The organism is Shewanella sp. Iso12, assembly GCF_012030025.1.
Lineage (GTDB): Bacteria > Pseudomonadota > Gammaproteobacteria > Enterobacterales > Shewanellaceae > Shewanella > Shewanella algae.
On record NZ_JAAUHW010000001.1, the window covers coordinates 651,871 to 675,097 of the forward strand.

Below are 23,227 nucleotides of genomic sequence, written 5' to 3' on the forward strand. Positions count from 1 at the left end.
AGGAGAGCAAAATGGCACTTTCAAGAGAACAACTGGCCCAACGCGTCGCCAAGGAACTCAAAGACGGTTACTACGTCAACCTGGGGATAGGTATCCCGACTCTGGTGGCCAACTATATCCCCGAGGGCATGCAGGTGATGCTGCAATCGGAAAACGGCCTCTTGGGCATGGGTGAATTCCCCACCGAAGACACTATAGATCCGGATCTGATCAACGCCGGCAAGCAAACCGTTACCGCCGTCAAGGGCGCGTCTTTCTTCTCAAGCGCCGAGAGCTTCGCCATGATCCGTGGCGGACATGTGGATCTCACGGTACTGGGCGCGTTCGAGGTGGATGTCGAAGGCTCTATCGCCTCATGGATGATCCCCGGCAAGCTGGTTAAAGGCATGGGCGGCGCCATGGACTTGGTGGCCGGCGCCGACAATATCATAGTCACCATGATGCACGCCGACAAACATGGCAACTCCAAACTACTGAGCAAATGCGAGTTGCCGCTCACAGGTTACGGCTGCATCAAGCGAGTACTGACAGACCTGGCCTTTATCGAAATCAAGGACGGCGCCTTCCACCTGCTGGAGCGGGCACCTGGTGTGAGTGTCGAGGAGATAGTTGCCAAAACCGCCGGCAAGCTTATCGTCCCGGAACATGTGCCAGAGATGGCACTGTAAATCAGACCGGTGGCTCCCACAGAGAAGTGATATCCCAAACACCCGCCGTTGCGGGTGTTTTTGTATTCAGTCAACAGGGACAATTCTCCCCACCAACACTTGCAGGGCTTACGGCGGTGGATTTTCCTATTACATGCCGCAAATTTTCGCACAGGCACATCTGTGACATGGCGCGAGTTGCATAGCTAGTTGCGTAGCTAGTTGCATAGCTAGTTGCGTAGCTAGTTGCGTAGCTAGAGCAAGGTGCTTTCGAGCACGAACCAAGGAGGGTGAGCTGGCTCATTATCCCTCAAGGCTCTGCCTCGGCCATACACTTCCCTGGGTATGAGCCAGTTCGGCGTTCATGCCTCTCGTTCGTAGCCAACGCAATGCGTTACTAACCATGCTCCGGAAGGTCAAAGTTCCACCTGCGCTTAGAAAATAAATGCACTACCTAAGGAAGATGCGAACAAGTCCCATGTGTGCTCTGCGTCGACTTACAGGCCTGAATGCAAGGCGTGGTTCGCAGCAAATGGCCCGAGTCCTTTGCAAGAAGCACAACACAGCAGGCTGGCCTGTAAGCCATGTCCCCGAACAAAGTGTTTACCAATTTCCCGGTCTATACACTCTTGTATTCCCCTCTTGTATACACTGTGGCTATCCATTAACCTGAAACGGCATTGGCAATGGATGGCTTGACGCGAATCTGACGCCAGTCAAGAGCGGCTAACGCTTTTATGTTTTAGTGCTTGGATGCTCACGACTAAGGCTCAATTCTCCGCCTGTTACTTCAGGCAGTTGCATGCGACAGGGAAAGTCGGGCTCTCTCCCCCTTAGTGAAACCCCAAAATACTGCCCAGCCGATGTTGCAAAGCCCCTTAGTCCGGCGCCGCTCGTATCCAACACGGGTATAGGGTAAAAAAATAATCATAATTTGGAGACTCAATTTGGCCACCAAAGTACTGCTTCTTCTTGCCTGCCTGGCGACATCGAGTATTGCCCAAGTTCATGCAACCGCCACAGAAGCTGCCGCTTTAAGCGCAGAGAGTACAAAGAGTGCACTGCAACAACTCAGTGTCAAGAGTAAGCTGCAAACCCAGGTGATGGTGCTTGGCAGCCTGCACCTGAGCAATATCAAACAGCAATTGGACAGCCGCTCTCTGTCCTCGATCCTTGAGCCACTCTCCCGTTACCAGCCTACGGCCATAGCGGTAGAGTCACTGCGGCCACAGGATATCGCCACCATGATCAACGGCTCTGGCGAGTATCAAACTGTGTTGGATCATTTTGTGGGACAAAGATTTCTGGCGCTGGCGATAAAGGAGCAGCAGGAGTTGCGGCTCTCGGCGCAAAAGGCGCTTGAGAGTCTGGAGCCCTTATTGGACGAGACAAGCCTTGAACCTGTGCAGCGAGCAAGGCTCATCAAGTTGGCCGTTGCCGCCTATCACAAAGAGATAGCCCTGCTGCACTGGCATTATTTGGACAAAACCGCGGCGAGCCCAACGATTTCCACCGAGTTGCAGCACTATCTGGAGCAACTTGCCGCGAGCAATAACGAGAAAAACACCCTTGGCAACAACCTGGCCATGGCACTGAAGCTCAAGCGCATTTATCCGATAGATGATCATCTGGATAAAGATCTCTACCGCCCCATCGAAGCGCGGCTGCTTGAGTCTTACAATCAGTCGCCTCATGCCGCCGCTCTGGCCAAAAGCGACTATATCAACAAGCCACAAAGGCTAAAGACAGAGGCGCTTGAGACAGGTAATTGGTTGCCGCTCTTTTCCTGGCTAAACAGCCAGGAGTACCAGAGGGCCGTCATTGACCAGGAGTGGAGCCTGTTTATCGATAAAGATTTAACCCAGGATGCGGCGCTCTCCCGGGTTGCCCTTTGGGAGATACGCAATCTCAACATGAGCTCCCACATCATGCGCGTGGTGGCAGCTAACCCTGGAGGCCGGGTGCTGGTGATAGTCGGTGCCAGTCACAAGGTGTTTCTGGAGCAGTATTTGGCCAATATGTTAGGGGTTAAACTGATCCAACCGCAGCAGTATTTTGCCGCCCCAAAGACATCAAAGGGGCAATCACCACAGCACTTGCTCTCATATAAAGAGCAAAGATAAAGAACATGAACAGTCCATAACACACGATCAATAAAGCATCGCCCATGAAACATAGCTCACGAAATAGAAACAGCGGCAAAGGGTCATCAACTGCGCGCAGCAAGACCCACTCCGGTTGGCTTGTTGGCCTGCTCATGGGGCAACTGGCCGCTCTGGTGTTTGCCGTGCCGACCGCGGCACTGCTTTGGTTGGCAACCAATAAACATCTGGCCCTGTGGAGCAACGGCCAAGCCTTTATCGGCAGCCAGGGTTGGTGGCTGACACTGGCAGTATTTGCCCTGACGGCGCTGTTACTGCCGCGACTCTTCCCGAGTCTGCTGGGGAAAGTCTGGCAGTTATTGATTTGGTTTTAGTTGTAAACAAGGAACCCCATGAAACAATTGCAAAGTGTAGCCTGGCTATATGAAAAAGACGGTAAAGTCTTGTGTGTCAAATCCAAGGGCAAAGATAAGTACTTTATTCCCGGCGGCAAACCTGAACCGGGTGAAACCCTTGAACAAGCCCTGACTCGGGAGTTGAAGGAAGAGCTCAGCATAAATCTGCAGCAAGACACCATTTGCCACAGGTTCAGCATTACGGATAAGGCCTTCGGCTTCGAGAACACTGAGCTGACCATGCATTGTTTCAGCGCGGGCTTTAGTGGCGACATCATTACCGCCGCCGAGATAGAAAGCCTGGACTGGATAGACATGGTGGGTATCATCAAGTGTGCACCGGCGGCGCAGCAGGCGATTGCAAGACTGCTTGGCGACCATTGAATCGACGTTCGCTGGAGCAGCTTTGTCCATCTTGGTCTATCCTGCTGCCAGATAACACAGAGTCAGGCTCGCACTCGCAAGCGAGCCAGGGAGAACACAAATGGACAAAAAATTGCAGCAAACCGACGGTAGTGTTTCTATCGACCACAAGATTGCCGCCCTGGGCGGCTGGCGCGCCGAGATGCTTGGCCATATCCGCGAACTTATCAAGGCAGCTATTCCCGAGGTAGTTGAAGAGTGCAAATGGGTAAAGCCAACGAACCCGTCCGGCGTACCTGTATGGTCGAGCCAAGGCATACTCTGTACCGGCGAGTCATACAAAGCCAAATTGAAACTGACATTTGCCAATGGCGCTTCGCTGCCGGATCCCCAAAAGCTGTTTAATGCAGGTCTTGAGGGCAAACAGCGTAGAGCCATAGATATTACCCAGGGCCAATCCTTGGATGAAACAGCTTTCAAGGCACTGATAAGCGCCGCTGCCGACTTCAACCACAACAAGGCCCTGAAACAATCAAAGCGGTAAGTGGGCTGCCAGAGCGGCAGCAAAGATGCACCAAGCTATAGCTATAGATATACAAATCTAAGGAAGGTCAATGAATAACCCGTTTATTCGCCGTTTGGCACTATTGTTTTTCCCCTTGTTTTCCCTCTGCCTGGCACCTGCGGCATTTGCCGAAGTAGATGAGCTTTTTATGCAGTATCTGCAGGGCAATTATCAGCTGGTTGGCAAAGCCATTGACTCAGATGCCAGCTACACGGGCAAGATGAGCATTTATGAGCAGGACGGCGAACTTAAGGTGCGCCGGGAGATAGAAGGCTTAAGCATTCAAGGAACAGCAGCCATAGAGCCGGTGCTGAACGGCGATGCCAAGGTGCTTAGGATCCGTTTTCAGCAACAAGAGCGGGATATTGAAGCCAGCTGCCTGTGGCGCGGCGATCTGGATAACTATGCCCGCATCAGCTGCTACCTGTATCATCCGGGGGAAGACACAGAAAACCCAGGTTTGGAGGCGCTGTTTCACTTGAGATAATTGCCAGGATTAACAACCCGGCTTGCCATTACGCGTTCAACACCTTTAACTCTCTTTAGCAATCAAACAGGGAAGTCACTATGAATCGGAAACTCATCACTTTAATCAGCAGCGCCTTAATCCTGATTATCGGCACGACGGCGCAGGCCTGCACCCGCGCCGTCTATCACGGCGAAGAACAGTTGGTGATCACTGCCCGCTCCATGGACTGGCGCGACGAAATCCCGGCGAGCCTGTGGCTGTTTCCCCGCGGCATGCAGCGCCATGGGGCGGTCGGCGACAACTCAGTCACCTGGACCTCACGCTACGGTAGCCTGGTCACCAGCGCCTTTGATATCTCCAGCACCGACGGCATGAATGAGAAGGGCCTGGTGGCCAATCTGTTATGGCTGGCAGAGTCGAGTTATCCCGAATACCAGGGTAAACGAAAAGGCCTGTCGGTCGCCGCCTGGGTGCAATATGTGCTGGATAACTTTGCCACAGTCGCCGAAGCCGTCGATGCACTGAGAGCCGAACCTTTTGTAGTAGTTTCCGCCAATATTCCCGGTACCCAACGCTTTGCCACCCTGCATCTGTCAATTTCCGATGCCGCAGGTGACAGTGCCATATTCGAGTACATAGATGGCAAGCTGGTGATCCATCACGACCAAAAGTACCGGGTGATGACCAACTCCCCCATCTTCGAGCAGCAACTGGCACTGAACCAGTATTGGCAGCAGATTGGCGGCTTTACCATGTTGCCGGGAACCAACCGCGCCGCCGACAGATTTGTCAGGGCCTCTTTCTATATGGATGCCATTCCCAAGACAGCCAATACCCGGGTGGCGGTTGCCGGCGCCTTCAGCGTCATTCGTAACGCCTCTGTGCCTTTCGGTATAGCTTCCGAGACTGAACCGAATATCTCTTCGACCCGTTGGCGCTCGGTCTCGGATCATAAAAATCGGGTGTATTACTTTGAAACCGCCTTAACCCCCAACACCTTCTGGGTCGATATGAAGGGCATCGACTTCAATAAACAACAAGAAGTGAAAAAGCTGACCATCAACAACAACAGCATCTACTCAGGTAACGCGCTGTCGGACTTTGTCACGGCCAAGCCCTTTACGTTCGCCGGGCTTTAATCTTTAAGACAGGGAGCCAAGGCTCCCTGTCTATCTTTTTGGCCTCACTGCCGAGCCCACACTCGCGCAAACCGTATCTAGGACTCAAAACTGTTCAGCCCGGCTTAAGGCTGATGGCGGATACTGTGAACTCTGAGAATCTTTGCAGGAGTCCTGTGAATGAAGCTAACCAACACCTTAGGCAAGTATTTCCCTAACTCCAAAACCGCTCTCTGGATGTTTTCGGCCCTGGCCCTTGGCACACTCTCCGGCTGCGGCTGGTTTGCCGCCGATGAAAAGGCGCAACTGGAGCAGCAGTGGCTCGCCAAAGATCAAGAGTTGCAACAAGCCATTGAGCAGATCCGCTCTCAAGGTCTGGATGCCATCAATCGCAGCGCCGAGGTCAGCTCGGTAACCGCCTGCGTCGCTGAAAAGCTCAGCCTGGATCCGCTTGGTGAACTGATCCAGGTCGATGGCGTATTGGCCGAGCCCGCCAGGGTCAGCGAGCTGCTCGGCCAAATTCAGCAGTTACTGGAGCAGGGCTTCAGTTTTGAAAACGCAGCCGCACTGCTGAATAAAGGAGCGGATCTCGCCGCCTATGTCAGCACACTTATCGAATCCCAGGGAATAGACAAGGCTTTGGCAGATGTCGAACAGCTACTGAAAAACGGCACTGATATCAAGGATCAGCAGCTCGGTGGCCACTTGCAAACCCTGTTGAACCAATGCCGCCAATCCCCTCCTAAAGGAAATGGATAGCGGCCGAACATCATTCCTGCAAAAGACGGTGGCTGCAAACAACTTGCCGCCGCTCTCCCCTTGCCCGCCAAGGACATGACCACTGGCGCCACAGACTCACCAGATAAAAGAAAAATCCCAGTTATCCAATTAGCCATTCAAACCAAAAACCAGTTTTTATTGCCACCAACACAACAAAAACCAGACAGTTGCGCCATAGCTTTAAATCTTGGCTGTGATAGAGTCTCTTTGAACAAGGATCCGAGTCTGAATGTAATGGAGGCCATATGAGCACAGCAGTTCCACGTACCGTCACATCTCCCAAAAAGTTCATTATTGGCAAAGGCTTATTGTCGCAAATGCACGAATATGTGCATGACTTCGGCGACAATGCTTTTATTATTGCCGATGAGTTTATTCTCGGCAGGCTTGAGGATGAAGCCCTGACGGGTCTTGAGCAAAATGGCATCAGCAACCAACTGGAAAAATTCAACTACGAGTGCAGTGAAGCCGAGATCCAGCGGCTTGCCGCCCTGGCTGAGCAGGCTCATTCCAACGTAATAGTGGGTGTCGGCGGCGGTAAGACCCTGGATGCCGCCAAGGCCGTTGCCTTTCACCTTAAGCACCCCGTCGTTCTCTACCCCACCATAGCGTCAACCGATGCTCCCTGTACGGCTCTGTCAGTGATTTATACCGAAGCGGGTGAGTTTGAACGCTATCTATTCCTGCCACAGAATCCGGATGCCGTGATTGCCGACACCAGCATCATCGCCGCCGCACCGGCGCGTTTCTTTGCCGCGGGTATAGGTGATGCCCTGGCCACCTACTTTGAAGCCAGGGCCTGTTATCAGGCCGATGGCGTTAACCTGGTGTTGAAAAAGCCCTCGCGTACCGGCCTTGGACTGGCGCAGCTGTGCTATCAACTGCTGAGTGAAAACGTTGCCGCCGCCATGGATGCGGTAAACAACAAGATAGTCACCCCGGCGCTAGAGCAAACCATAGAGGCAACCATCTATTTAAGCGGTGTCGGCGCCGAAGCCGGTGGCCTGGCGGCAGCGCATGCGGTCAACAATGGTATGTCGGCGGTTGCCGAGCTGCATGGCGCCCAACATGGCGAGAAGGTGGTCTTTGGCCTCTTGACCCAACTGGTGCTGGAAAACGCTCCACAGAGTGAAATAGACAATGTTGTCCGCATCATTAAAACCGCGGGATTGCCGCTGACTCTGGCAGATATGGGGCTGAAGCACTTTTGCGAAGAAGAGTGGCGCAAGGTCGCCGAAATCGCCTGCGCCGAAGGCGATACCATGGGCAATATGCCTATGGCTATCAGCGTCGATGATGTCTATCAGGCGATGATAGCTGCCAACGCCATGGCCGAGCGCTATCGCCGCCAGGACTGACAACAGCCAGAGCTGCAAACCCTCTCCGCGAGTTGGTTTGCAGCCTTCTTTAAATAACAGCAAGGCCCAAGGTTACATTTTTGTTAGTCAAAGATGTTTTTAAGTTTTTTAAAAACAAAGACCTAACAAAAAAGGATTAAAAATCACCGGCCGGCAGAACCCCGGGGATTTGCGTGACACTCATCACACAACTATCGCCATTTAAGGAGTAGAAAGGTTTGAGCTTTATTTCCAGCCACTCGCCTCTGAGGGCCGGAATCCACGATAAATCCAAACATTTTCACCCGATGCCAGGAGTTGGCATCAATACCCTATTACTTGCAACGCTGGGAGGAACACATGGCATATGCAACGATCAATCCCTTCACGGGAGAGCTCATCAAAGAATTCCCCAACGCCACTGACGCCCAAGTCACCGAGGCGATTGAATCGGCCCACCAGGCCTTCTTGAGCTGGCGCAATACGCCCTTTGCCACCAAGGCTGAAATACTCAATCGGGCTGCAGCCCTGCTCAGAGACAGCAAGCGCCGCTATGCAGAGCTGCTGACTCTGGAGATGGGTAAAGTCATTGGAGAGGCTGAGGCCGAAGTAGAATTGTCGGCACAAATCCTCGAATACTATGCCCAGCATGCCGAGAGACTGCTGGCACCGCAGAAACTGCCGGTGGCCGATCCCGCCGAAGGGGAAGCACTTTTAGTCAATGAACCTCTGGGGGTATTGTTGGCCATTGAGCCATGGAACTTCCCCTACTACCAGATTGCCAGGATCCTGGCACCACAGCTTTCAGCCGGTAATACCCTGCTGTTGAAACACGCCTCCAATGTGCCTCAGTGCGCCGCCGCCTTTGAGAGCCTGATGCGTGATGCCGGGCTGCCGCAGGGCGCCTTCCAAAACCTGTATGCCACCCGGGATCAAATCGAGCAGATCATTAACTCACCCAAGGTGCATGGCGTGGCCCTGACCGGCTCTGAAGGTGCCGGCGCCGTTATCGCATCCCAGGCCGGCAAGGCGCTGAAAAAATCCACCCTGGAGCTGGGCGGCTCTGATGCCTTTATCGTGCTGGAAGATGCCGAGCTCGAGAAAACCATAGATTGGGCGGTGTTCGGCCGTCACTGGAATGCGGGTCAGGTTTGTGTTTCATCCAAGCGAATGATCCTGGTGGAAGCCATCTATGACAAGTTTATGGAAGGCTATACCCAAGGTGTGGCCAAGCTTAAAGCCGGCGACCCCATGGATCCGAATACTACCCTGGCCCCATTGTCATCCCAGGGCGCCGCAGATGAAGTGAAGCAGAAAATTCGTGAAGCGGTTGAGCATGGTGCCACGGCTACCGAAGTCGGCCCCAAAGTGCCGGAGCAAGGCGCCTTTGTGCAGCCGACCATACTCACCAATGTCACCCCGGACAACCCGGCTTACTACTGGGAGTTCTTTGGCCCTGTCTCCATGATCCTCAAGGCCAAGGATGAACAGGAAGCGATTGCCATTGCCAACGACTCTCCCTTCGGCCTCGGTGGTTCGGTATTCACCGCCGACAAACAACGCGGTCTGGCGGTAGCCAAACAAGTCTCTACCGGGATGATGTTTGTCAACCACCCCACCATGGTCAAGGCCGATCTGCCCTTTGGCGGTATCCGCCGCTCCGGCTATGGCCGCGAATTGATCGACTTAGGACTGAAAGAGTTCGTCAACCACAAGCTGATCAATGTGGTGGATATCGACGCCCCCTTCTGATCTCACTTGAATCACGCAGCAATCAATGACAGACCCGGCCATTTGGCCGGGTCTTTTTGTGTAAGTCCATGAACTGACACAGATACTGACAAGCAAGGCTTACAGGCTGGACCAGATTGCTTAAATGGACAGCATCGACTATAGATTTGTGACCCGGCATATCCCCGGCAACCGACAGCACCACAAGGACAAGGAAGCCCAAGGTTATCGCCACTTCAGCCATGTCATGGAGGACACCCTATGAACTCACAAATAAGCCAAGGTTTTGAAATCGCTACCTGGTACGATACCTGGAATCCTGTTGGCCTGAATAATCTGGTCAACAACCTGGTCCCACTACACCTTGCCAGTCGCTACAGCCTGGCATTCGGCCAGTTGTCGGCAATTCACTCTGGTGGTTACTGTATTGAAATGAGTGGCAAATATGCCGATGCCATCAAAGATCAGCTGCTCTCTCAAACGCCGGGTATCGAGCTTTATGCCGGAATTGGCAGTGAAGGCATACAGGCAAGCGTTGCCAGTAACAAGAGTGACAACAATCTCTCGACCCGCAATATTGTCTCCTGGCTCAAGGACAATCACTACACAGGGATAAACATAGACGCCGAAGAAAGAGAGGCGATGAAGCAAGTGGCCGAATTCGTCACTCAGTTGGGGCCTGAGTTTCGTGCTGCCGGTCTCGGAATTGCCGTTTCAGTCCCCTGGCCCGGGGAAGGACCGAGTTACCTCTACGGAGAGGGAGCTATCCAGGCCTTTAACGATAATGTCGATGCGGTGGAAATGCAGGACTACTCCTCCATCAATACCGCCCGCGATGCTGCGGTTTGGCTCGATGCCGGTTTAAAAGCCGAGATATTGATGGGCGGAGTCTGCAGTGAAAACTCCCGTGTACAAACCCCGCTCGAACAAGTTGAGCAGTGGACTGAGTTCGCCATTCACAATGGCTTGCGGGGCATGTTCAGTTGGCGCCTGGATAACGATCACGGCTCAGACGGCACCCGGGAAGACGTAGGCCCCAACTTTGCCTGCGCCAAGCGCCTATACGATACCCTGATGAAAAACAGATAGGCAGCACCTATCCCGGCAGGCTCGCCAAGCCAATGCTTGCCTGCATTGTTGCCTGAACGGCTTCAGAGCCGCTGCCGGGAAATCTATGCCACGCGCCCCGGTTGCGGCTGGCACTCTGGCATGTAAATTTAGGCAAATCCCTTATCGTTGAGAGCTCCCTGACAGTTAAAGTGTTTATTCGCAGCGCTTTTGCAATGCTGTCCCGGTTCATATCCACGCCGCTGCCGCGCGGCGGCCTCTAGTCAATGGAGTCCTCAATGAAACAACACAAATACAGTATCAGTGTCGAACATCTCGAAGATCAAAACGGTATGCCATCAAACTATCAACAGGCACTCAAATTCGAAGTCGGTAATCACGACGATATCTTTGCCATAGTGGACAAAATCAAACAGCGACAGGACTTCGATGAAGATCAGGCTGCCGCCTTTGCCGTTGGCCTTAAACTCTTCAGTGAGGTGATGCTGGAGCAACGTAAAAATCCACTCTTCGATGAGTTTCGGCCTCACTTTATGCAGTTTATGAAACAGCTCAAGCAAGGAAACCGCAGCGCCTAAATAGCTTCATGGCAAGGAATGCAGTGTTATCACCCTGGCAAGAGCTCCAGGCGTTAACAACTTGTATTTAGTGCTTGTATTCACAGCTTGGGCCATGTCATCTTAAGCGGCATCTAATACTCACAGCTGCATCATTCATGTCTGGATTGGAAAAGAAACTGCCGCCCCTGGCTCTCTTGTTGCTGTTTGCCCTTTTGCTGCAACTGACGTCCTATTGGCTGCCCTCTTCCGGTCTGCATTCCAGCCTCAGCCTGAGCCTTGCTTTTTCTCTGTTGGCGGCCGGGCTGATTATCCCATTGGCGGGAGTGCTCAGCTTCAAACGCCATGGGACGACACCGGATCCCAGGGTGCCGGAGCAAAGTTCAACGCTGGTAACCTCGGGGATTTATCGCTGCTCACGCAATCCCATGTATCTGGGATTTGTGTTCTTGCTGCTGGCGCAGACATTTTTCCTCAACTCACTCTGGCTGCTGCTCTTGGTCGCCCTGTTTATTGCCTATTTACAGCGCTTTCAGATCCTTCCCGAAGAGCGGGCGATGCAGCAACTCTTTGGTGAACCCTACCGCACCTATTGTCAGAGAGTCAGACGCTGGATTTAACCCGGGCCTCCTCTTGTAAACCTGCCCCAGGCAAAAAACCACATTCGAATGATGCCACCAGGGGACAAGCTGTGATCCAGCGCATAAAGGCTTTGCCGTCAAGCAATTGTGGCTCCCAGTTTGCACCTTTCGCGGCCACCGCCGACTCCATCGCGATTCATCTCTGTCATAATTGCCCTTGACGGTCAACCCATACGCTTTTTGAGACACTGCCATGCCCCTGTTTGCCAGAGCCTCCGCCTTCGCCGATTTCATCTATCGCCATTCCCGCGCCGTACACACGGTAAAACTGGCCTTGGCGCTGTTTATTGCCGCCGCCATCAACGCCATCTGGTCTTTGCCTCACTTTGTCTGGAGCATGGTCACCATAGTGATCATCATGATGGGCCTGCCACAAGTGGGCGGCGCTATCGAAAAATCGCTGCAGCGGGCCATAGGCACCTGCTTGGGCTCGGCCTATGGGGTCTTGTTGGTGATCACCATGGGCGGCTATTGGGACTTGATGGGCTTACTGATCCTCGGGGTCAGCATAGTCTGTTATATCAATGCCGGCCGCTACAGCTATGCCTACCTGGTGGCTGGGTTCACCATGATCATAGTGATAGGTGACGCCAACCACGACACCTCGGAAGCCTTATGGCGCACCGCCAATATTCTCATCGGCTGCGTGATTGCCGTGCTGGTATCCCTGTTTGTGCTGCCAATCAAGGCCAAACAGGACTGGCGGGCCCAGTTGGCAAGCTCACTGAAAATCATGACCCAAGTGCTGGAGCAGCATCTCAATGCCGGCCAGGAAGAGCCGGAAAATGCCCGTAAGTCGCTGGAAACGGCAATGAAGGCAGTGCTGGCGCAGAAAAAACTGCTGTTTTCGCTGGAATGGGAAAGCCAAACCTTGAAGAAAGAGGCCGCTACTCTGACCGAGCTGGCCAACAAACAGATAAGGGTGATCACGCTTTTGGAGCTACTGCTGCTCACCCGCGGGAAGGCCGAAGAAGATGAGGCCTATGCCAGAGTCAAACAGGTAGCCAGCGGGCTGCAGCGAGAGTTTGCCTATCTGGCGGACTATGTGGCCGGCAACACACCCGACTGCCCCAAACTCCCCCTGGGACTCGGCTATCAATTGCAGCAACAGCTACTTAAGCAACTGCCATCTGAGCCGAGCGACGACTCGCCGGAATCGGCCCATCAAGGTTTCGCACTCAGCGGTTACAGTTGGCTTATCTATCAACTGGCCCAGGCGCTGTTGGCCATTCATGGCGAGCTGGCCAGCCTGGATCTGGCTTATAAGCGCAAAGCATCTTCCCAGCGCCAGTTGGATATTCCCGAGTAACTGGCCGCCGGCGTTACAGCCGCAACAGGTCCTGCTGATGAAAGTGGATCACCACTTCAGGGTCAAGCTCGAGTGCCAGATCCAGTATATGGCTGATGCTGATGGGTCCCTCTCCCATCTGGCTTAAGCTGTTGTAATAGCCCAGTAAGGGTAAGGCCCAGCCGCGGCGCCTTTCAATCAGCTGCTGGTACAACAGGGCGGCCTCTTGGTATTGTTTCTGCTCATAGCTCAGCATGGCTTTGAGATAGACAAGCTGAAAATACGCACGGCCCTGACGCTTTAATCCCTTATCGAGCTGCGCCAGAGCCTCATCGGATCGTCCCAACGCCCGCAAGCTGACGGCCTGATAAAACTGCAGCTTATCCAGATAGTCATACTGTCTCGCGGCTCGTTTATAACTCTTGAGCGCTGCCTCATGCTGGCCCATTTGTGCCAGGATATTGCCTTTGAGCATCTGGCCATCGGCCCAAAGCTGAGGCTTGTTATTGAGATAGCGGTTTATCTGCTCCAGCGCTGCCGGATAGTCCCGGGTTTCATAGAGTGTCCTGGCAATATCCAACCTGAGATCACGCTCCGATCCCAAAGCCTCGGCTTTGCGGTAATCGGCCAGAGCGCCGGCATAGTCCGGACGCAGACGCTGGGAATAAGCGGACAGCACCTGAGCCTTGGCTGCGGCGCGGAAAAAATACAGTTCAGAGTCCTTGGACAGCATGGGCTCGGCCTCGTCATAGGCCGCCACCGCCTTGGGATAATTGGGGATATTGCTGAAGTAATAAAGCTGCCCAAGCAAAAATGCCAACCGCCCGGAGTCCGGATAGTTTTCTATGGCCGCATCCAGTCTGGGCGCCGCCTCTGCCATCTTCCTTTCATAAATAAGCTTTTGAATCACTTTAATTTCTGAGGCGGGAACGGCTTTATCTGCGACGGCCTGCAATGGCAAAACTGAGCCCAGCAATAACAGCAACAAACCCGGTAACCGCTTCCTGGATATACGGCTTCCAGCAGGGGAAATAGACGACATAAGCTTCCTTTCTTTATCTCTTTATTTATATCTTTGGCTGTTCGCCTGGGCTTTTACTATTGAACTTGTCGCTTTGGGCTTGCAACCACGACGCCTCGCATCAGTCCCAAATCAATTCGCGGTAGTGCTTACGACAGACAGACTCATAACTCTCATTGCCGCCTATCGCCACCTGCTCACCCTCACGCACCGGGTTACCCGCCCCATCACGACGGATCACCATATTGGCCTTGCGACCACAGTGACAGATGGTTTTCAGTTCTACCAACTTGTCGGCCCAGGCCAACAAGTACTGACTGCCAACAAACAGCTCGCCCTGGAAGTCGGTACGCAAACCGTAACAAAGTACAGGAATATCCAGGATGTCGACCACATAGGCCAGCTGTTTGACCTGCTCTTTACTGAGAAACTGGGATTCATCAAACAGCACACAATTCAGGTGCTGACGCTCATGTTCTGCGCGGATCATCTCAAGCAGATTATCGTCATGGGCAAAAATACGTGCATCACATTCAATACCGATCCTGGAGGCGACCTTTCCCACTCCAAAACGGTCATCTATCGCCGGGGTCATCACCAGGGTGTGCATGCCGCGCTCGCGATAGTTATAGGATGACTGCAGTAAAGAGGTCGATTTCCCGGCATTCATCGCCGAATAGTAGAAATAAAGTTGCGCCAAAACGGCTCTCCCCTGAGAAAAATTCCGGCCGCAATTTTACACTTTTTACCACATAAATACAGGATGTATGCCCCATGCAGCCAAACTTGAGCATTGGTTCAGCATTCGCTGAATCTGCCCATTAAAATCAATTTGTTACACTTCTTTATCAATAAGCTGCTGGCCTGCAAACATCGCGATTATGTAGGCTATAAGCATTAAATTCAGCCACTTTTAAGCAACAAGTGCTAAGTTGCGCTAAAAAACTCATAACTAAAGATGGAAGTCATAACAATGCGAAAATCTCTTCTGGCGCTGGCCGTTGGCGCCACACTGGCTATTTCAGGCTGCAGCACCCACAATCCTCAGGACACAAATCTGGCAAGTGCGGAAGCCACTCAAAGCAATCCACTTTTTGCCAAGAGCACCTTGCAATATCAGGCCCCGGATTTTCGCCTGATCAAAGATGAACACTTCAAGCCTGCACTCGAAGCCGGTATTGCCGAGCACTACCAGGAAGTATTGGCCATTGCCAACAACCCAGAGAAACCCACTTTTGCCAACACCATAGTCGCCCTGGAAAAATCCGGTGAACTGCTAAGCCGCGCCTCAAGCGTTTTCTATAATCTGACCGGCTCCAACTCCAACCCTGAACTGCGTAAAATTCAGGGTGAAATGGCGCCCAAGATGGCGGCCCACTCAGACAACGTCAATCTCAACCCGGAGCTGTTTGCCCGCATCGACAGCCTCTACTCTCAACGGCAGCAATTGGGCCTGAGCAGCGAAGAAGTGCGCCTTATTGAGATGTACCACCAACGCTTTGTGCTCGCCGGCGCCAAGCTGACCGAGAACGAAAAAGTCCAGATCCGCGCCTTGAACGAAGAGCAGTCCAAGCTGGTGAACGAATTCCAGCAACGACTGATGCGGATGAACAAAGAAATCGCCGTAACTGTTACTGACGTTGCTCAATTGGACGGTCTGTCCGACTCGGCCATTCGCAATGCCGCAGCCGATGCCAAGGCTGCTGGGCTCGATGGTCAATACCTGATCAGCATCACCAACACCACTCGCCAGCCTGTGCTGGCTCAGCTGAAAAACCGAGAGCTGAGAAAACAGATTTGGGAAGCCTCTGCCTATCGCGGCCTTGAAGGTGAAAACGAAACTGCCTCTCTGGTAGCCCGCCTGGCGCAGCTGCGCGCCGAACGCGCCGCCCTGCTGGGATTTGATAACTGGGCCAGTTACCGCCTGAGCCCACAGATGGCCAAGACACCCGAGGCCGTCTATGAGATGTTCGGCTCCATGGTGCCTGCCGTTGTCGCCAACACCCAGAAAGAAGCCGCCGATATCCAAGTGATGATCGACAAGACTGGTGGCAAGTTCCAGCTCAAGCCTTGGGACTGGGCCTTCTATGCCGAGCTGGTGCGCCAGGAGAAATATGATCTGGATGAAGCCAGCCTCAAGCCTTACTTCGAATTCAATCGAGTGTTGGAAGACGGCGTCTTCTTTACCCTCAACCAACTCTATGGGGTAACCTTCAAGCCACGGCCGGATCTGCCGGTTTATCACCCTGATGTCAAAGCCTGGGAAATGTTTGATGCCGACGGCAGCAGCATGGCCATCTTCTACGGCGACTATTTCGCCCGTGAAGGCAAGCGCGGCGGTGCCTGGATGAGCTCTTTCGTCAACCAGAACCTGCTCAAGGGTGAAAAGCCCGTGGTGGTCAATGTGATGAACATCAAGAAGGCACCGGAAGGCGAAGCCACCTTCGTCAGCTATGACGAAGTAACCACCATGTTCCACGAGTTGGGCCACGGCACGCATGGCATGTTCTCCAAAGTAACCTACCCCAGCCTGTCCGGTACTGCGGTATCCCGTGACTTTGTCGAGTTCCCATCCACCTTCGAAGAGGACTGGGCCGGTCATCCACAAGTATTGGCCAACTATGCCAAGCACTACCAAACCGGCGAGCCTTTACCCAAAGCGATGCTGGACAAGTTGCTGAAGTCCCGCAGCTTCAACCAAGGCTTCGACACCCTGGAGTATATGGCTGCTGCATTGGTCGACATGGAATGGCATTCGCTGGACAAAAACGCACCGCTGCAGAATGTCGCCGAGTTTGAAGCCAAGGCGCTTGAAAAGCACGGCCTGAACATTGAAGCCGTGCCACCACGTTACAAGTCGACCTACTTTGCCCACGCCTTCCCGGGTGGCTACAGTGCCAGCTACTACGCCTATATGTGGAGTGAAATCCTCGCGGCCGATGCCTTTGCCTATGTACAGACCCAAGGCGGCCTGAAGCGGGATATCGGCATGAAGTATCGCAAGACTATCCGCGAAGTGGGTAACAGCGTGCCACCTATGGAAGCTTACAAAAACTTCCGAGGCCAGGAGCCGACAACCGATGCCCTGCTCAAGCGTCGTGGTCTGCTCTGATAAGTGAGTGCTGAAAACCGTTTAAGTCCGAGGGGCGAGATTACACCTCGGACTTAAGCATAAAAAACACCTGAGTCTTCCGGCTCAGGTGTTTTTTTATGACAAGCTATTCGACTTCCAGCACCGGCAATCATCCTCCCCGTAATCTGGGCCGGGTCTATTTTGCAACCCCTTGAAAATGGACACGTGATACCTAAGGAAGGTGCGAACAAGTCCCATGTGTGCTCTGCGTCGGCTTCCAGGCCTGAATGCAAGGCGTGATTTGCAGCAAATGGCCAAGTCCTTTGCAAGAAGCACAACACAGCAGGCAGGTCTGTAAGCCACGCCCTTCGGGGCTTTCACAGCAGCCGGCTTTCTGCGTTATCCGACTTCGACAGGCCCGGGCATGCCTTCAGTCCGATGCCTTGAATGCCAATTGCTGTGTAAGCCAGAGTGCCACGAGGACTTATTCGCACCTTCCCTAATTGAGAGTGGCAGGCATTTATCCCCAAGTACTGGTGGGATCCCGATTTCCATCACTGCGAGACTGAATCGTTAATGTTTCTTTAAAGAGTTTTTAGTGGCTTATTCCTGTGAGTGGAGAAAATGTTGAAATACACACTATCCACTATTTAAGGCTTGCCAGGTTCCAAGAGATAGGTTTATAAGGGATCCACACAGGGAGGAGCCTCCTCCCATATTTTCTGTCAACCTGGATTTTGTATGTCATTGGTCGCTTCCACAATTTGTTTGCAGCCTAGTCGCCAACAAGTGACCGTCGCCAATCTCCTCCTGCTCTCTCTGGAACTCAACCGGGGCTGACAGGCTATTATCTTTTATTTTCTGTCAGTGAGAGTCGCTGGCAGAGTCATCAAAACGCTCACTTGCTGGTTACTTCAAAGCTGACATATTTGAGGAAGACTATGTTAAGTGCACGCAATATAGCCGCTTTGGGGTTTATGACCTTTGCCATGTATTTAGGCGCCGGCAACCTTATTTTCCCATCATTTTTGGGTTATCAGGCAGGCGAAAACCTGTTTCAGGGCATGGCGGGCTTTCTACTGGCCGGTGTGGGCTTACCCGCCTTTGCTTTGGTCATTGTGGCCCTGGTGGGGGGCTCCGATAACCTGACTTCAGTACTTCCCCGCCCTCTGGCTACCACGTTCTGGATTATGGTATTTATCGTGATTGGCCCGGCATTTGTCATTCCTCGTGCCATCACAGTCGCTTACCAATTCGGTTTTAGCCCGTTTTTCGGTGACAACGCTCTGGGTCCTTTTTCAATTATCTTCTGCGTTATCGCTGTACTGTTTTCCCTGCATCCGGGCAAACTGGTCGACAACCTGGGGAAGTGGTTGACGCCGGCGCTAATGGCTATCCTACTGGCAATGGCTATCGCCGCACTGTTGTTTCCGAGTCAAGGCATTTCCCAGGCGACCGGCGCCTATGTAACCAGCGCATTTGCCGAAGGTGTGACTCAAGGATATATGACCATGGACGCCTTGGGCTCTATCGGTTTTGGATGGGTTATCTTCCGCGCGATTAAAAGTATGGGTGTCACTCAGCCAAAGGCGATTACCAGGTACACCCTGATTGCCGCCTTGATGTACGCTGTGGCTATGGCACTGGTATATATATCCCTGGCTTATATCGGCGCCAGCAGCGTCGGTGAATACAGTAACGGCGGGGATATTCTGACCACCTTTACCACAACACATTTTGGTATTTTAGGTACCTTGCTGTTGGGGGCTGTGATGATATTGGCTTGCCTGACGACGATAATCGGCGTGACGACTGCCGGCAGTGAGTTTTATAGCCGCACATTCAGTAACGTGTCTTACCGTAACAGTGTGCTGGTCACCATGATAATTGGAGCATTGGTTGCCAATATTGGTCTGGAGCAACTTTTACAGATCACCCAACCCGTCGTGGTAGCCCTGCATCCGATTGCGATTGCCTTGTTGTTGATTGCGCCGCTACGGCGCCTTGTCTCCATGTCTGGCGTACTTGCAACCTTAGCGGCAGCGTTGATCTTTGGCGCTCTGGACGCCTTGCATATTCTCGGCAGTATGCCTGCCAGCCTGGATGCAATTTTGAACCAATATCTACCCTTATACGCTTGCTATGCAGCTTGGATTGTCCCGACGGTTATTGTTCTGGCCATAGCGACGAGTTTGACTCTGTTTGCCCGCTCGGCATCGGCTCGCGTCATCACGGAAAACTCAATAGAGCTGCCACAAAAATAATTGGCGAGGCCAGTTTGAATCAATAGGTATTTAGCCTGAATATCCAAGACGAGAGTACGCCTCCAACTCCAATGGCCCTGAAATATTGGTAACAAAAAAACGCTGCCGAGGCAGCGTTTTTTAATTGGCCGGTTAGGCAGCACTGTTTTTGGGCTGCTGCCACTTGAGCCACACCAGCCCCAGCATGAACAGCACACAACTGCTGGCAAGCCCAAGCCATACCGACTCGGTAAAGCCGAGTACTATATAGCCGCCGAGGGAAATAAGCGCTACCAAGACCGCATAGGGCAACTGAGTCAGCACATGGTCGATATGATGGCAGCTGGCACCTGTGGATGACAGAATCGTGGTGTCCGATATCGGCGAGCAGTGATCGCCAAACACAGCGCCGGAAAGCACGGCGGCCAGCATAGGCAACATCATGCCACTGTGGCTGCCCATGGCCATATCGGCGGCAATCGGCAACATGATACCAAAGGTGCCCCAGCTGGTGCCGGTAGAAAAGGCGGTAAGCCCAGCCAAAATAAACAGCACGGCCGGCAACAAGGCAAAGGGAATATTGCCACTGGCGAGGCTGGCCATAAACTTGCCGGTTTCCAGTGAGCCTATGATCCCGGCTATGGTCCAGGCAAACATCAGAATATAGATTGCCGGCAACATGGAACGGGCACCCGAGGTAAGCGCCTTGAGGATCATCTTGGCTTCAATCTTCTGGATAAAGGCCAGCAGCAGCGTCACCACCAGGCCGATGGAGGCGCCGAAAAACAGTGACGAGCCCACATCGGTTTTCTCGAAGGCACCTATGATACTGAAAGGCAGGCTTTCTGCCGCCAGGGCATCGGCACCACTGGAAACCATAAAATAGAAGGTCGCCACCACCAAGACACCTATGGGCAGGAACAGGCCGTGCACCTGGCCGGTTTCCGCCTCGGGCAGATCGGCATTGGCACCGGGGGGCAACCCCTTGGACTCATCATAGAGATTGCCCTTGCGGGCGTTGAGCTCGTGTTTGCGCATGGCGCCAATATCCAGCTCCATAAAGGTGACGCACAGCAAGAGCGCCAGGGCAAACAGGGCATAGAAGTTCATCGGGATCATCTGCACGAAAGCACTCAGATGTCCTACTTCAGTAAAACCGTGAGCGGTGAGAATGCCGCCGATAAGGGCGATAATATAGGCGCCCCAACTGGACACCGGCGAGATAACGCACACGGGCGCCGCGGTAGAATCCAAAAGATACGCCAGTTTGGAGCGGGAGATATAGTATCTGTCGGTCAGAGGCCTAGCGATACTGCCCACCACCAAGCTATTGAAGTAGTCATCGATAAACACCGCACAGCCGAGAAACATGGTCAGCAGCTTGGCATCACGGCGATTACGGATATGCTGTCTGGCCCAGTTGGCAAAGGCCCTGGCCGAGCCACTGACGGTGATCAGCGCAGTGATCATCCCCAGCAGCACCAGGAATCCCAGAATATACAGGTTCCAGGCATTGAAAGCGTCATCGTCCCATACCAGGGAAAGCACCCTTTGCCCCAGATAAACCCCGGTGTCCAATACCGACCATTGATTGAGCAACAAGGCTCCAATCAATATCCCCAACCCCAGCGATAACAACACCCGACGGGTGAGGATCGCCAATAAAATTGCCACAACCGGCGGCAACAAAGAGAGTGCCGAATCGGCATAACTTGTTAGTGTCATTGAGTCTTGTTCTTCGTTAAATACGAATGGAGGGCAACTGAACTGGTGGGAAAAGGCAATGGCATACCGAGTAGCACCTGTCCTTTCAGTAGCGCTCCATAGTAACGTCAATCTGTCATCCCGACAGAATATACTATGGCAGTGCTGCCCCTATTTGGTAACAGCCCCAGCGGTGGACCTTGATAAGTCGCAACCACTTCGGCACCAAATCCTTTCGCGATACATAAACGGAATCACCCTGCTTACCGCTACTGATATTTAGTGCGCCTCTACTTCTCAGGACGCCTGATGTCAGGCGTGAGGCACATAAAAACATAGGCGGCTTTGAGGATGCTACCCCAAAGCCGCCTATCGTGACCTAGATCACAGATTAAATCAACTCGTTCAATTTAGGCACAACATCAAACAGGTCAGCTTCCAAGCCATAATCGGCAACCTGGAAGATAGGCGCTTCAGGATCTTTGTTGATGGCCACAATGACTTTTGAGTCCTTCATCCCGGCCAGATGTTGAATCGCCCCGGAGATACCCACAGCGATATAAAGCTCTGGCGCCACGATTTTACCCGTCTGGCCAACCTGCAGGTCGTTGGGAACAAAGCCGGCATCCACTGCTGCCCGCGATGCACCTACGGCGGCGCCCAGCTTATCGGCCAAGGCTTCCAGCATGGCAAAGTTTTCGCCACTACCCATACCGCGACCACCAGAAACAATGACTCTGGCGCTGCCAAGCTCCGGACGAGCCGACTCGGTCAGGCTCTGGGATACAAAGCTGCTCTTGGCGTCAAAGACGCTATCGAGCTGATTGATTTCAGCTGAGCCTGTCTCGGCAACGGCGTCGAAGGCGCTGGCGCGCACTGTGGCCACTTTCTTATCGTCCAGACTCTTAACGGTCGCCATGGCGTTACCGGCATAGACGGGACGGACAAAAGTATCGGCATCAATCACCTTGGTGATCTCCGAAAGCTGAGCCACATCCAGCAAAGCCGCCACTCTTGGCAGTATGTCCTTACCCTGGCTTGAAGCTGCAGCCAGAATGTGGCTGTAGTCGCCACTCAGAGACAAGATGAGTTCACCAATATTGTCGGCAAGATGAGCACCATAGGCAGGGTTATCGGCCAGCAGTACTTTACTGACGCCTTCAAGCTTGGCGGCAGCATCGGCGGCGGCCTTACAATCCTGACCGGCAACCAAGAGGTGAATATCTCCCCCTATGGCTTTGGCTGCGGCGACAACTTTGGCTGTGTCCTGTTTCAGGCTGGCATTATCGTGTTCTGCTATTACTAATACGGCCATTTAGATCACCTTCGCTTCGTTTTTCAACTTGTCCACCAGCTCCTCAACGGAAGCCACCATCACACCCGCCTGACGGCTGGCCGGTGCAGCTACCTCCAACACCTGTACGTGCTGCTTGAGCGCCACTCCCAGGTCATCAATGCTCATGGTCTCCAGCGGCTTGCGCTTGGCTTTCATGATATTGGGCAAAGAAGCATAGCGAGGCTCATTCAGACGCAGATCTGCGGTGACCACGGCAGGCAGAGGCATGGACAGAGTCTGTAAGCCGCCATCCACTTCACGGGTGACCAGCAGAGTTTCGCCTTCCAGCTTCACTTCAGATGCAAAGGTTGCCTGAGGCATACCGGCGAGTGCCGCCAGCATCTGTCCTGTCTGATTGTTATCGCCGTCGATGGACTGCTTACCGAGCAGAATAAGTTGCGCCTGTTCCTTGTCCTGCACCGCCTTGAGCAGTTTGGCAATAGAAAGGGGCACCAGCTCTTCATCGGTTTCGATGTGAATGGCACGGTCGGCACCCAGAGCCAGTGCGGTACGCAGCTGTTCCTGTGCCGCCTTGGGACCTATGCTGACAACGACGACTTCAGAAGCACTGCCGGCTTCTTTCAGACGCACGGCTTCTTCTACCGCAATCTCACAAAATGGATTCAACGCCATTTTCAGGTTGGCTGTTTCAACGCCTGTGTTGTCGGCCTTGACCCTGACCTTCACATTGGCATCGACCACACGTTTTACTGGCACCAATACTTTCATAGGGTTTCCTTCCTACACCTTGTATCTAATGTGGGTTGCGTACCGATGATACCAGGGCCA

Annotated in this window: 21 protein-coding genes and 1 riboswitch; of the genes, 16 read left to right on the top strand and 5 right to left on the bottom strand. The window is 53.2% G+C overall.

Annotated features, from left to right (window positions below; all coding sequences use genetic code 11):
- Positions 1-11: 11 nt before the first annotated feature.
- The 14 genes from HCX89_RS02875 (at position 12) to HCX89_RS02940 (ending at position 13,082) form a co-directional block, all read left to right on the top strand.
- Entirely contained in the window at positions 12-668 is a 657-nt protein-coding gene (locus HCX89_RS02875; RefSeq protein ID WP_025009400.1) for a CoA transferase subunit B, read from the top strand.
- A 926-nt stretch (positions 669-1,594) separates the two neighbouring features.
- Entirely contained in the window at positions 1,595-2,770 is a 1,176-nt protein-coding gene (locus HCX89_RS02880) for a DUF5694 domain-containing protein (protein WP_167714999.1), read from the top strand.
- A gap of 44 nt (positions 2,771-2,814) precedes the next feature.
- Positions 2,815-3,123, top strand: a complete 309-nt coding sequence (locus tag HCX89_RS02885; protein WP_025009401.1) for a hypothetical protein — start codon at positions 2,815-2,817, stop codon at positions 3,121-3,123.
- Positions 3,124-3,141: 18 nt separating this feature from the next.
- Complete coding sequence (locus HCX89_RS02890; RefSeq protein WP_025009402.1) at positions 3,142-3,528, top strand: NUDIX domain-containing protein; 387 nt, start codon at positions 3,142-3,144, stop codon at positions 3,526-3,528.
- Positions 3,529-3,628: 100 nt separating this feature from the next.
- On the top strand, positions 3,629-4,051 hold the full coding sequence (locus tag HCX89_RS02895) for a DUF1801 domain-containing protein (RefSeq protein WP_167715001.1): 423 nt from the start codon (positions 3,629-3,631) through the stop codon (positions 4,049-4,051).
- A 70-nt stretch (positions 4,052-4,121) separates the two neighbouring features.
- Positions 4,122-4,559 carry a hypothetical protein gene (locus tag HCX89_RS02900; RefSeq protein ID WP_025009404.1) on the top strand — a complete coding sequence of 146 codons (438 nt, stop codon included), beginning with the start codon at positions 4,122-4,124 and terminating at the stop codon, positions 4,557-4,559.
- Between the two features lie 80 nt (positions 4,560-4,639).
- Positions 4,640-5,680: a linear amide C-N hydrolase gene (locus tag HCX89_RS02905; RefSeq protein WP_025009405.1), complete on the top strand. Its 1,041-nt coding sequence runs from the start codon at positions 4,640-4,642 to the stop codon at positions 5,678-5,680.
- A 159-nt stretch (positions 5,681-5,839) separates the two neighbouring features.
- Positions 5,840-6,418, top strand: a complete 579-nt coding sequence (locus HCX89_RS02910) for a hypothetical protein (RefSeq protein WP_025009406.1) — start codon at positions 5,840-5,842, stop codon at positions 6,416-6,418.
- A 266-nt stretch (positions 6,419-6,684) separates the two neighbouring features.
- Positions 6,685-7,797: a glycerol dehydrogenase gene (locus HCX89_RS02915; protein ID WP_109248496.1), complete on the top strand. Its 1,113-nt coding sequence runs from the start codon at positions 6,685-6,687 to the stop codon at positions 7,795-7,797.
- Between the two features lie 339 nt (positions 7,798-8,136).
- Complete coding sequence (locus HCX89_RS02920) at positions 8,137-9,528, top strand: NAD-dependent succinate-semialdehyde dehydrogenase (RefSeq protein WP_028779079.1); 1,392 nt, start codon at positions 8,137-8,139, stop codon at positions 9,526-9,528.
- A gap of 240 nt (positions 9,529-9,768) precedes the next feature.
- Positions 9,769-10,596, top strand: a complete 828-nt coding sequence (locus HCX89_RS02925; RefSeq protein ID WP_167715003.1) for a hypothetical protein — start codon at positions 9,769-9,771, stop codon at positions 10,594-10,596.
- Between the two features lie 257 nt (positions 10,597-10,853).
- Complete coding sequence (locus tag HCX89_RS02930; RefSeq protein ID WP_093983503.1) at positions 10,854-11,153, top strand: DUF3861 domain-containing protein; 300 nt, start codon at positions 10,854-10,856, stop codon at positions 11,151-11,153.
- Positions 11,154-11,290: 137 nt separating this feature from the next.
- Entirely contained in the window at positions 11,291-11,752 is a 462-nt protein-coding gene (locus HCX89_RS02935; protein WP_045282516.1) for an isoprenylcysteine carboxylmethyltransferase family protein, read from the top strand.
- 214 nt (positions 11,753-11,966) lie between these two features.
- The gene (locus tag HCX89_RS02940) at positions 11,967-13,082 is read left to right on the top strand and encodes an FUSC family protein (RefSeq protein ID WP_167715005.1); all 1,116 of its coding nucleotides are present in this window, start codon (positions 11,967-11,969) and stop codon (positions 13,080-13,082) included.
- Between the two features lie 13 nt (positions 13,083-13,095).
- On the opposite strand, the gene HCX89_RS02945 is transcribed toward HCX89_RS02940, so the two are convergent.
- The gene (locus HCX89_RS02945; RefSeq protein ID WP_368039288.1) at positions 13,096-14,103 is read right to left on the bottom strand and encodes a tetratricopeptide repeat protein; all 1,008 of its coding nucleotides are present in this window, start codon (positions 14,101-14,103) and stop codon (positions 13,096-13,098) included.
- A gap of 100 nt (positions 14,104-14,203) precedes the next feature.
- Positions 14,204-14,782, bottom strand: coding sequence for a thymidine kinase (locus HCX89_RS02950; protein WP_025009412.1), 579 nt, complete (start codon positions 14,780-14,782; stop codon positions 14,204-14,206).
- Between the two features lie 273 nt (positions 14,783-15,055).
- Here HCX89_RS02950 and HCX89_RS02955 point away from each other — a divergent pair, with 273 nt between their 5' ends.
- Both HCX89_RS02955 and brnQ read left to right on the top strand, forming a co-directional pair.
- Positions 15,056-17,194: a M3 family metallopeptidase gene (locus HCX89_RS02955; protein WP_167715009.1), complete on the top strand. Its 2,139-nt coding sequence runs from the start codon at positions 15,056-15,058 to the stop codon at positions 17,192-17,194.
- Positions 17,195-18,096: 902 nt separating this feature from the next.
- On the top strand, positions 18,097-19,419 hold the full coding sequence (gene brnQ, locus HCX89_RS02960; protein ID WP_167715012.1) for a branched-chain amino acid transport system II carrier protein: 1,323 nt from the start codon (positions 18,097-18,099) through the stop codon (positions 19,417-19,419).
- Between the two features lie 132 nt (positions 19,420-19,551).
- On the opposite strand, the gene HCX89_RS02965 is transcribed toward brnQ, so the two are convergent.
- From HCX89_RS02965 to HCX89_RS02975, 3 genes are all read right to left on the bottom strand, one after another.
- Positions 19,552-21,123 (bottom strand): Na+/H+ antiporter NhaC family protein, encoded by a 1,572-nt coding sequence (locus HCX89_RS02965; protein ID WP_062793306.1) that lies wholly within the window; start codon positions 21,121-21,123, stop codon positions 19,552-19,554.
- An 81-nt stretch (positions 21,124-21,204) separates the two neighbouring features.
- Positions 21,205-21,403: riboswitch (Lysine riboswitch) on the bottom strand.
- 90 nt (positions 21,404-21,493) lie between these two features.
- Positions 21,494-22,417, bottom strand: coding sequence for an electron transfer flavoprotein subunit alpha/FixB family protein (locus HCX89_RS02970; protein ID WP_025009413.1), 924 nt, complete (start codon positions 22,415-22,417; stop codon positions 21,494-21,496).
- Positions 22,418-23,167, bottom strand: coding sequence for an electron transfer flavoprotein subunit beta/FixA family protein (locus tag HCX89_RS02975; protein WP_028779070.1), 750 nt, complete (start codon positions 23,165-23,167; stop codon positions 22,418-22,420).
- Positions 23,168-23,227 lie beyond the last annotated feature (60 nt).

Excerpts from the sequence above, each read along its gene's own strand:
- HCX89_RS02875 (WP_025009400.1), top strand. The coding sequence starts at position 12 with ATGGCACTTTCAAGAGAACAACTGGCCCAACGCGTCGCCAAGGAACTC.
- HCX89_RS02935 (WP_045282516.1), top strand. The coding sequence starts at position 11,291 with ATGTCTGGATTGGAAAAGAAACTGCCGCCCCTGGCTCTCTTGTTGCTG.
- HCX89_RS02915 (WP_109248496.1), top strand. The coding sequence starts at position 6,685 with ATGAGCACAGCAGTTCCACGTACCGTCACATCTCCCAAAAAGTTCATT.
- HCX89_RS02955 (WP_167715009.1), top strand. The coding sequence starts at position 15,056 with ATGCGAAAATCTCTTCTGGCGCTGGCCGTTGGCGCCACACTGGCTATT.
- HCX89_RS02930 (WP_093983503.1), top strand. The coding sequence starts at position 10,854 with ATGAAACAACACAAATACAGTATCAGTGTCGAACATCTCGAAGATCAA.
- HCX89_RS02910 (WP_025009406.1), top strand. The coding sequence starts at position 5,840 with ATGAAGCTAACCAACACCTTAGGCAAGTATTTCCCTAACTCCAAAACC.
- HCX89_RS02975 (WP_028779070.1), bottom strand. The coding sequence starts at position 23,167 with ATGAAAGTATTGGTGCCAGTAAAACGTGTGGTCGATGCCAATGTGAAG.
- HCX89_RS02890 (WP_025009402.1), top strand. The coding sequence starts at position 3,142 with ATGAAACAATTGCAAAGTGTAGCCTGGCTATATGAAAAAGACGGTAAA.
- HCX89_RS02965 (WP_062793306.1), bottom strand. The coding sequence starts at position 21,123 with ATGACACTAACAAGTTATGCCGATTCGGCACTCTCTTTGTTGCCGCCG.
- HCX89_RS02925 (WP_167715003.1), top strand. The coding sequence starts at position 9,769 with ATGAACTCACAAATAAGCCAAGGTTTTGAAATCGCTACCTGGTACGAT.
- HCX89_RS02940 (WP_167715005.1), top strand. The coding sequence starts at position 11,967 with ATGCCCCTGTTTGCCAGAGCCTCCGCCTTCGCCGATTTCATCTATCGC.
- HCX89_RS02970 (WP_025009413.1), bottom strand. The coding sequence starts at position 22,417 with ATGGCCGTATTAGTAATAGCAGAACACGATAATGCCAGCCTGAAACAG.
- HCX89_RS02885 (WP_025009401.1), top strand. The coding sequence starts at position 2,815 with ATGAAACATAGCTCACGAAATAGAAACAGCGGCAAAGGGTCATCAACT.
- HCX89_RS02920 (WP_028779079.1), top strand. The coding sequence starts at position 8,137 with ATGGCATATGCAACGATCAATCCCTTCACGGGAGAGCTCATCAAAGAA.
- HCX89_RS02895 (WP_167715001.1), top strand. The coding sequence starts at position 3,629 with ATGGACAAAAAATTGCAGCAAACCGACGGTAGTGTTTCTATCGACCAC.
- HCX89_RS02945 (WP_368039288.1), bottom strand. The coding sequence starts at position 14,103 with ATGTCGTCTATTTCCCCTGCTGGAAGCCGTATATCCAGGAAGCGGTTA.
- HCX89_RS02905 (WP_025009405.1), top strand. The coding sequence starts at position 4,640 with ATGAATCGGAAACTCATCACTTTAATCAGCAGCGCCTTAATCCTGATT.
- brnQ (WP_167715012.1), top strand. The coding sequence starts at position 18,097 with ATGTTAAGTGCACGCAATATAGCCGCTTTGGGGTTTATGACCTTTGCC.
- HCX89_RS02900 (WP_025009404.1), top strand. The coding sequence starts at position 4,122 with ATGAATAACCCGTTTATTCGCCGTTTGGCACTATTGTTTTTCCCCTTG.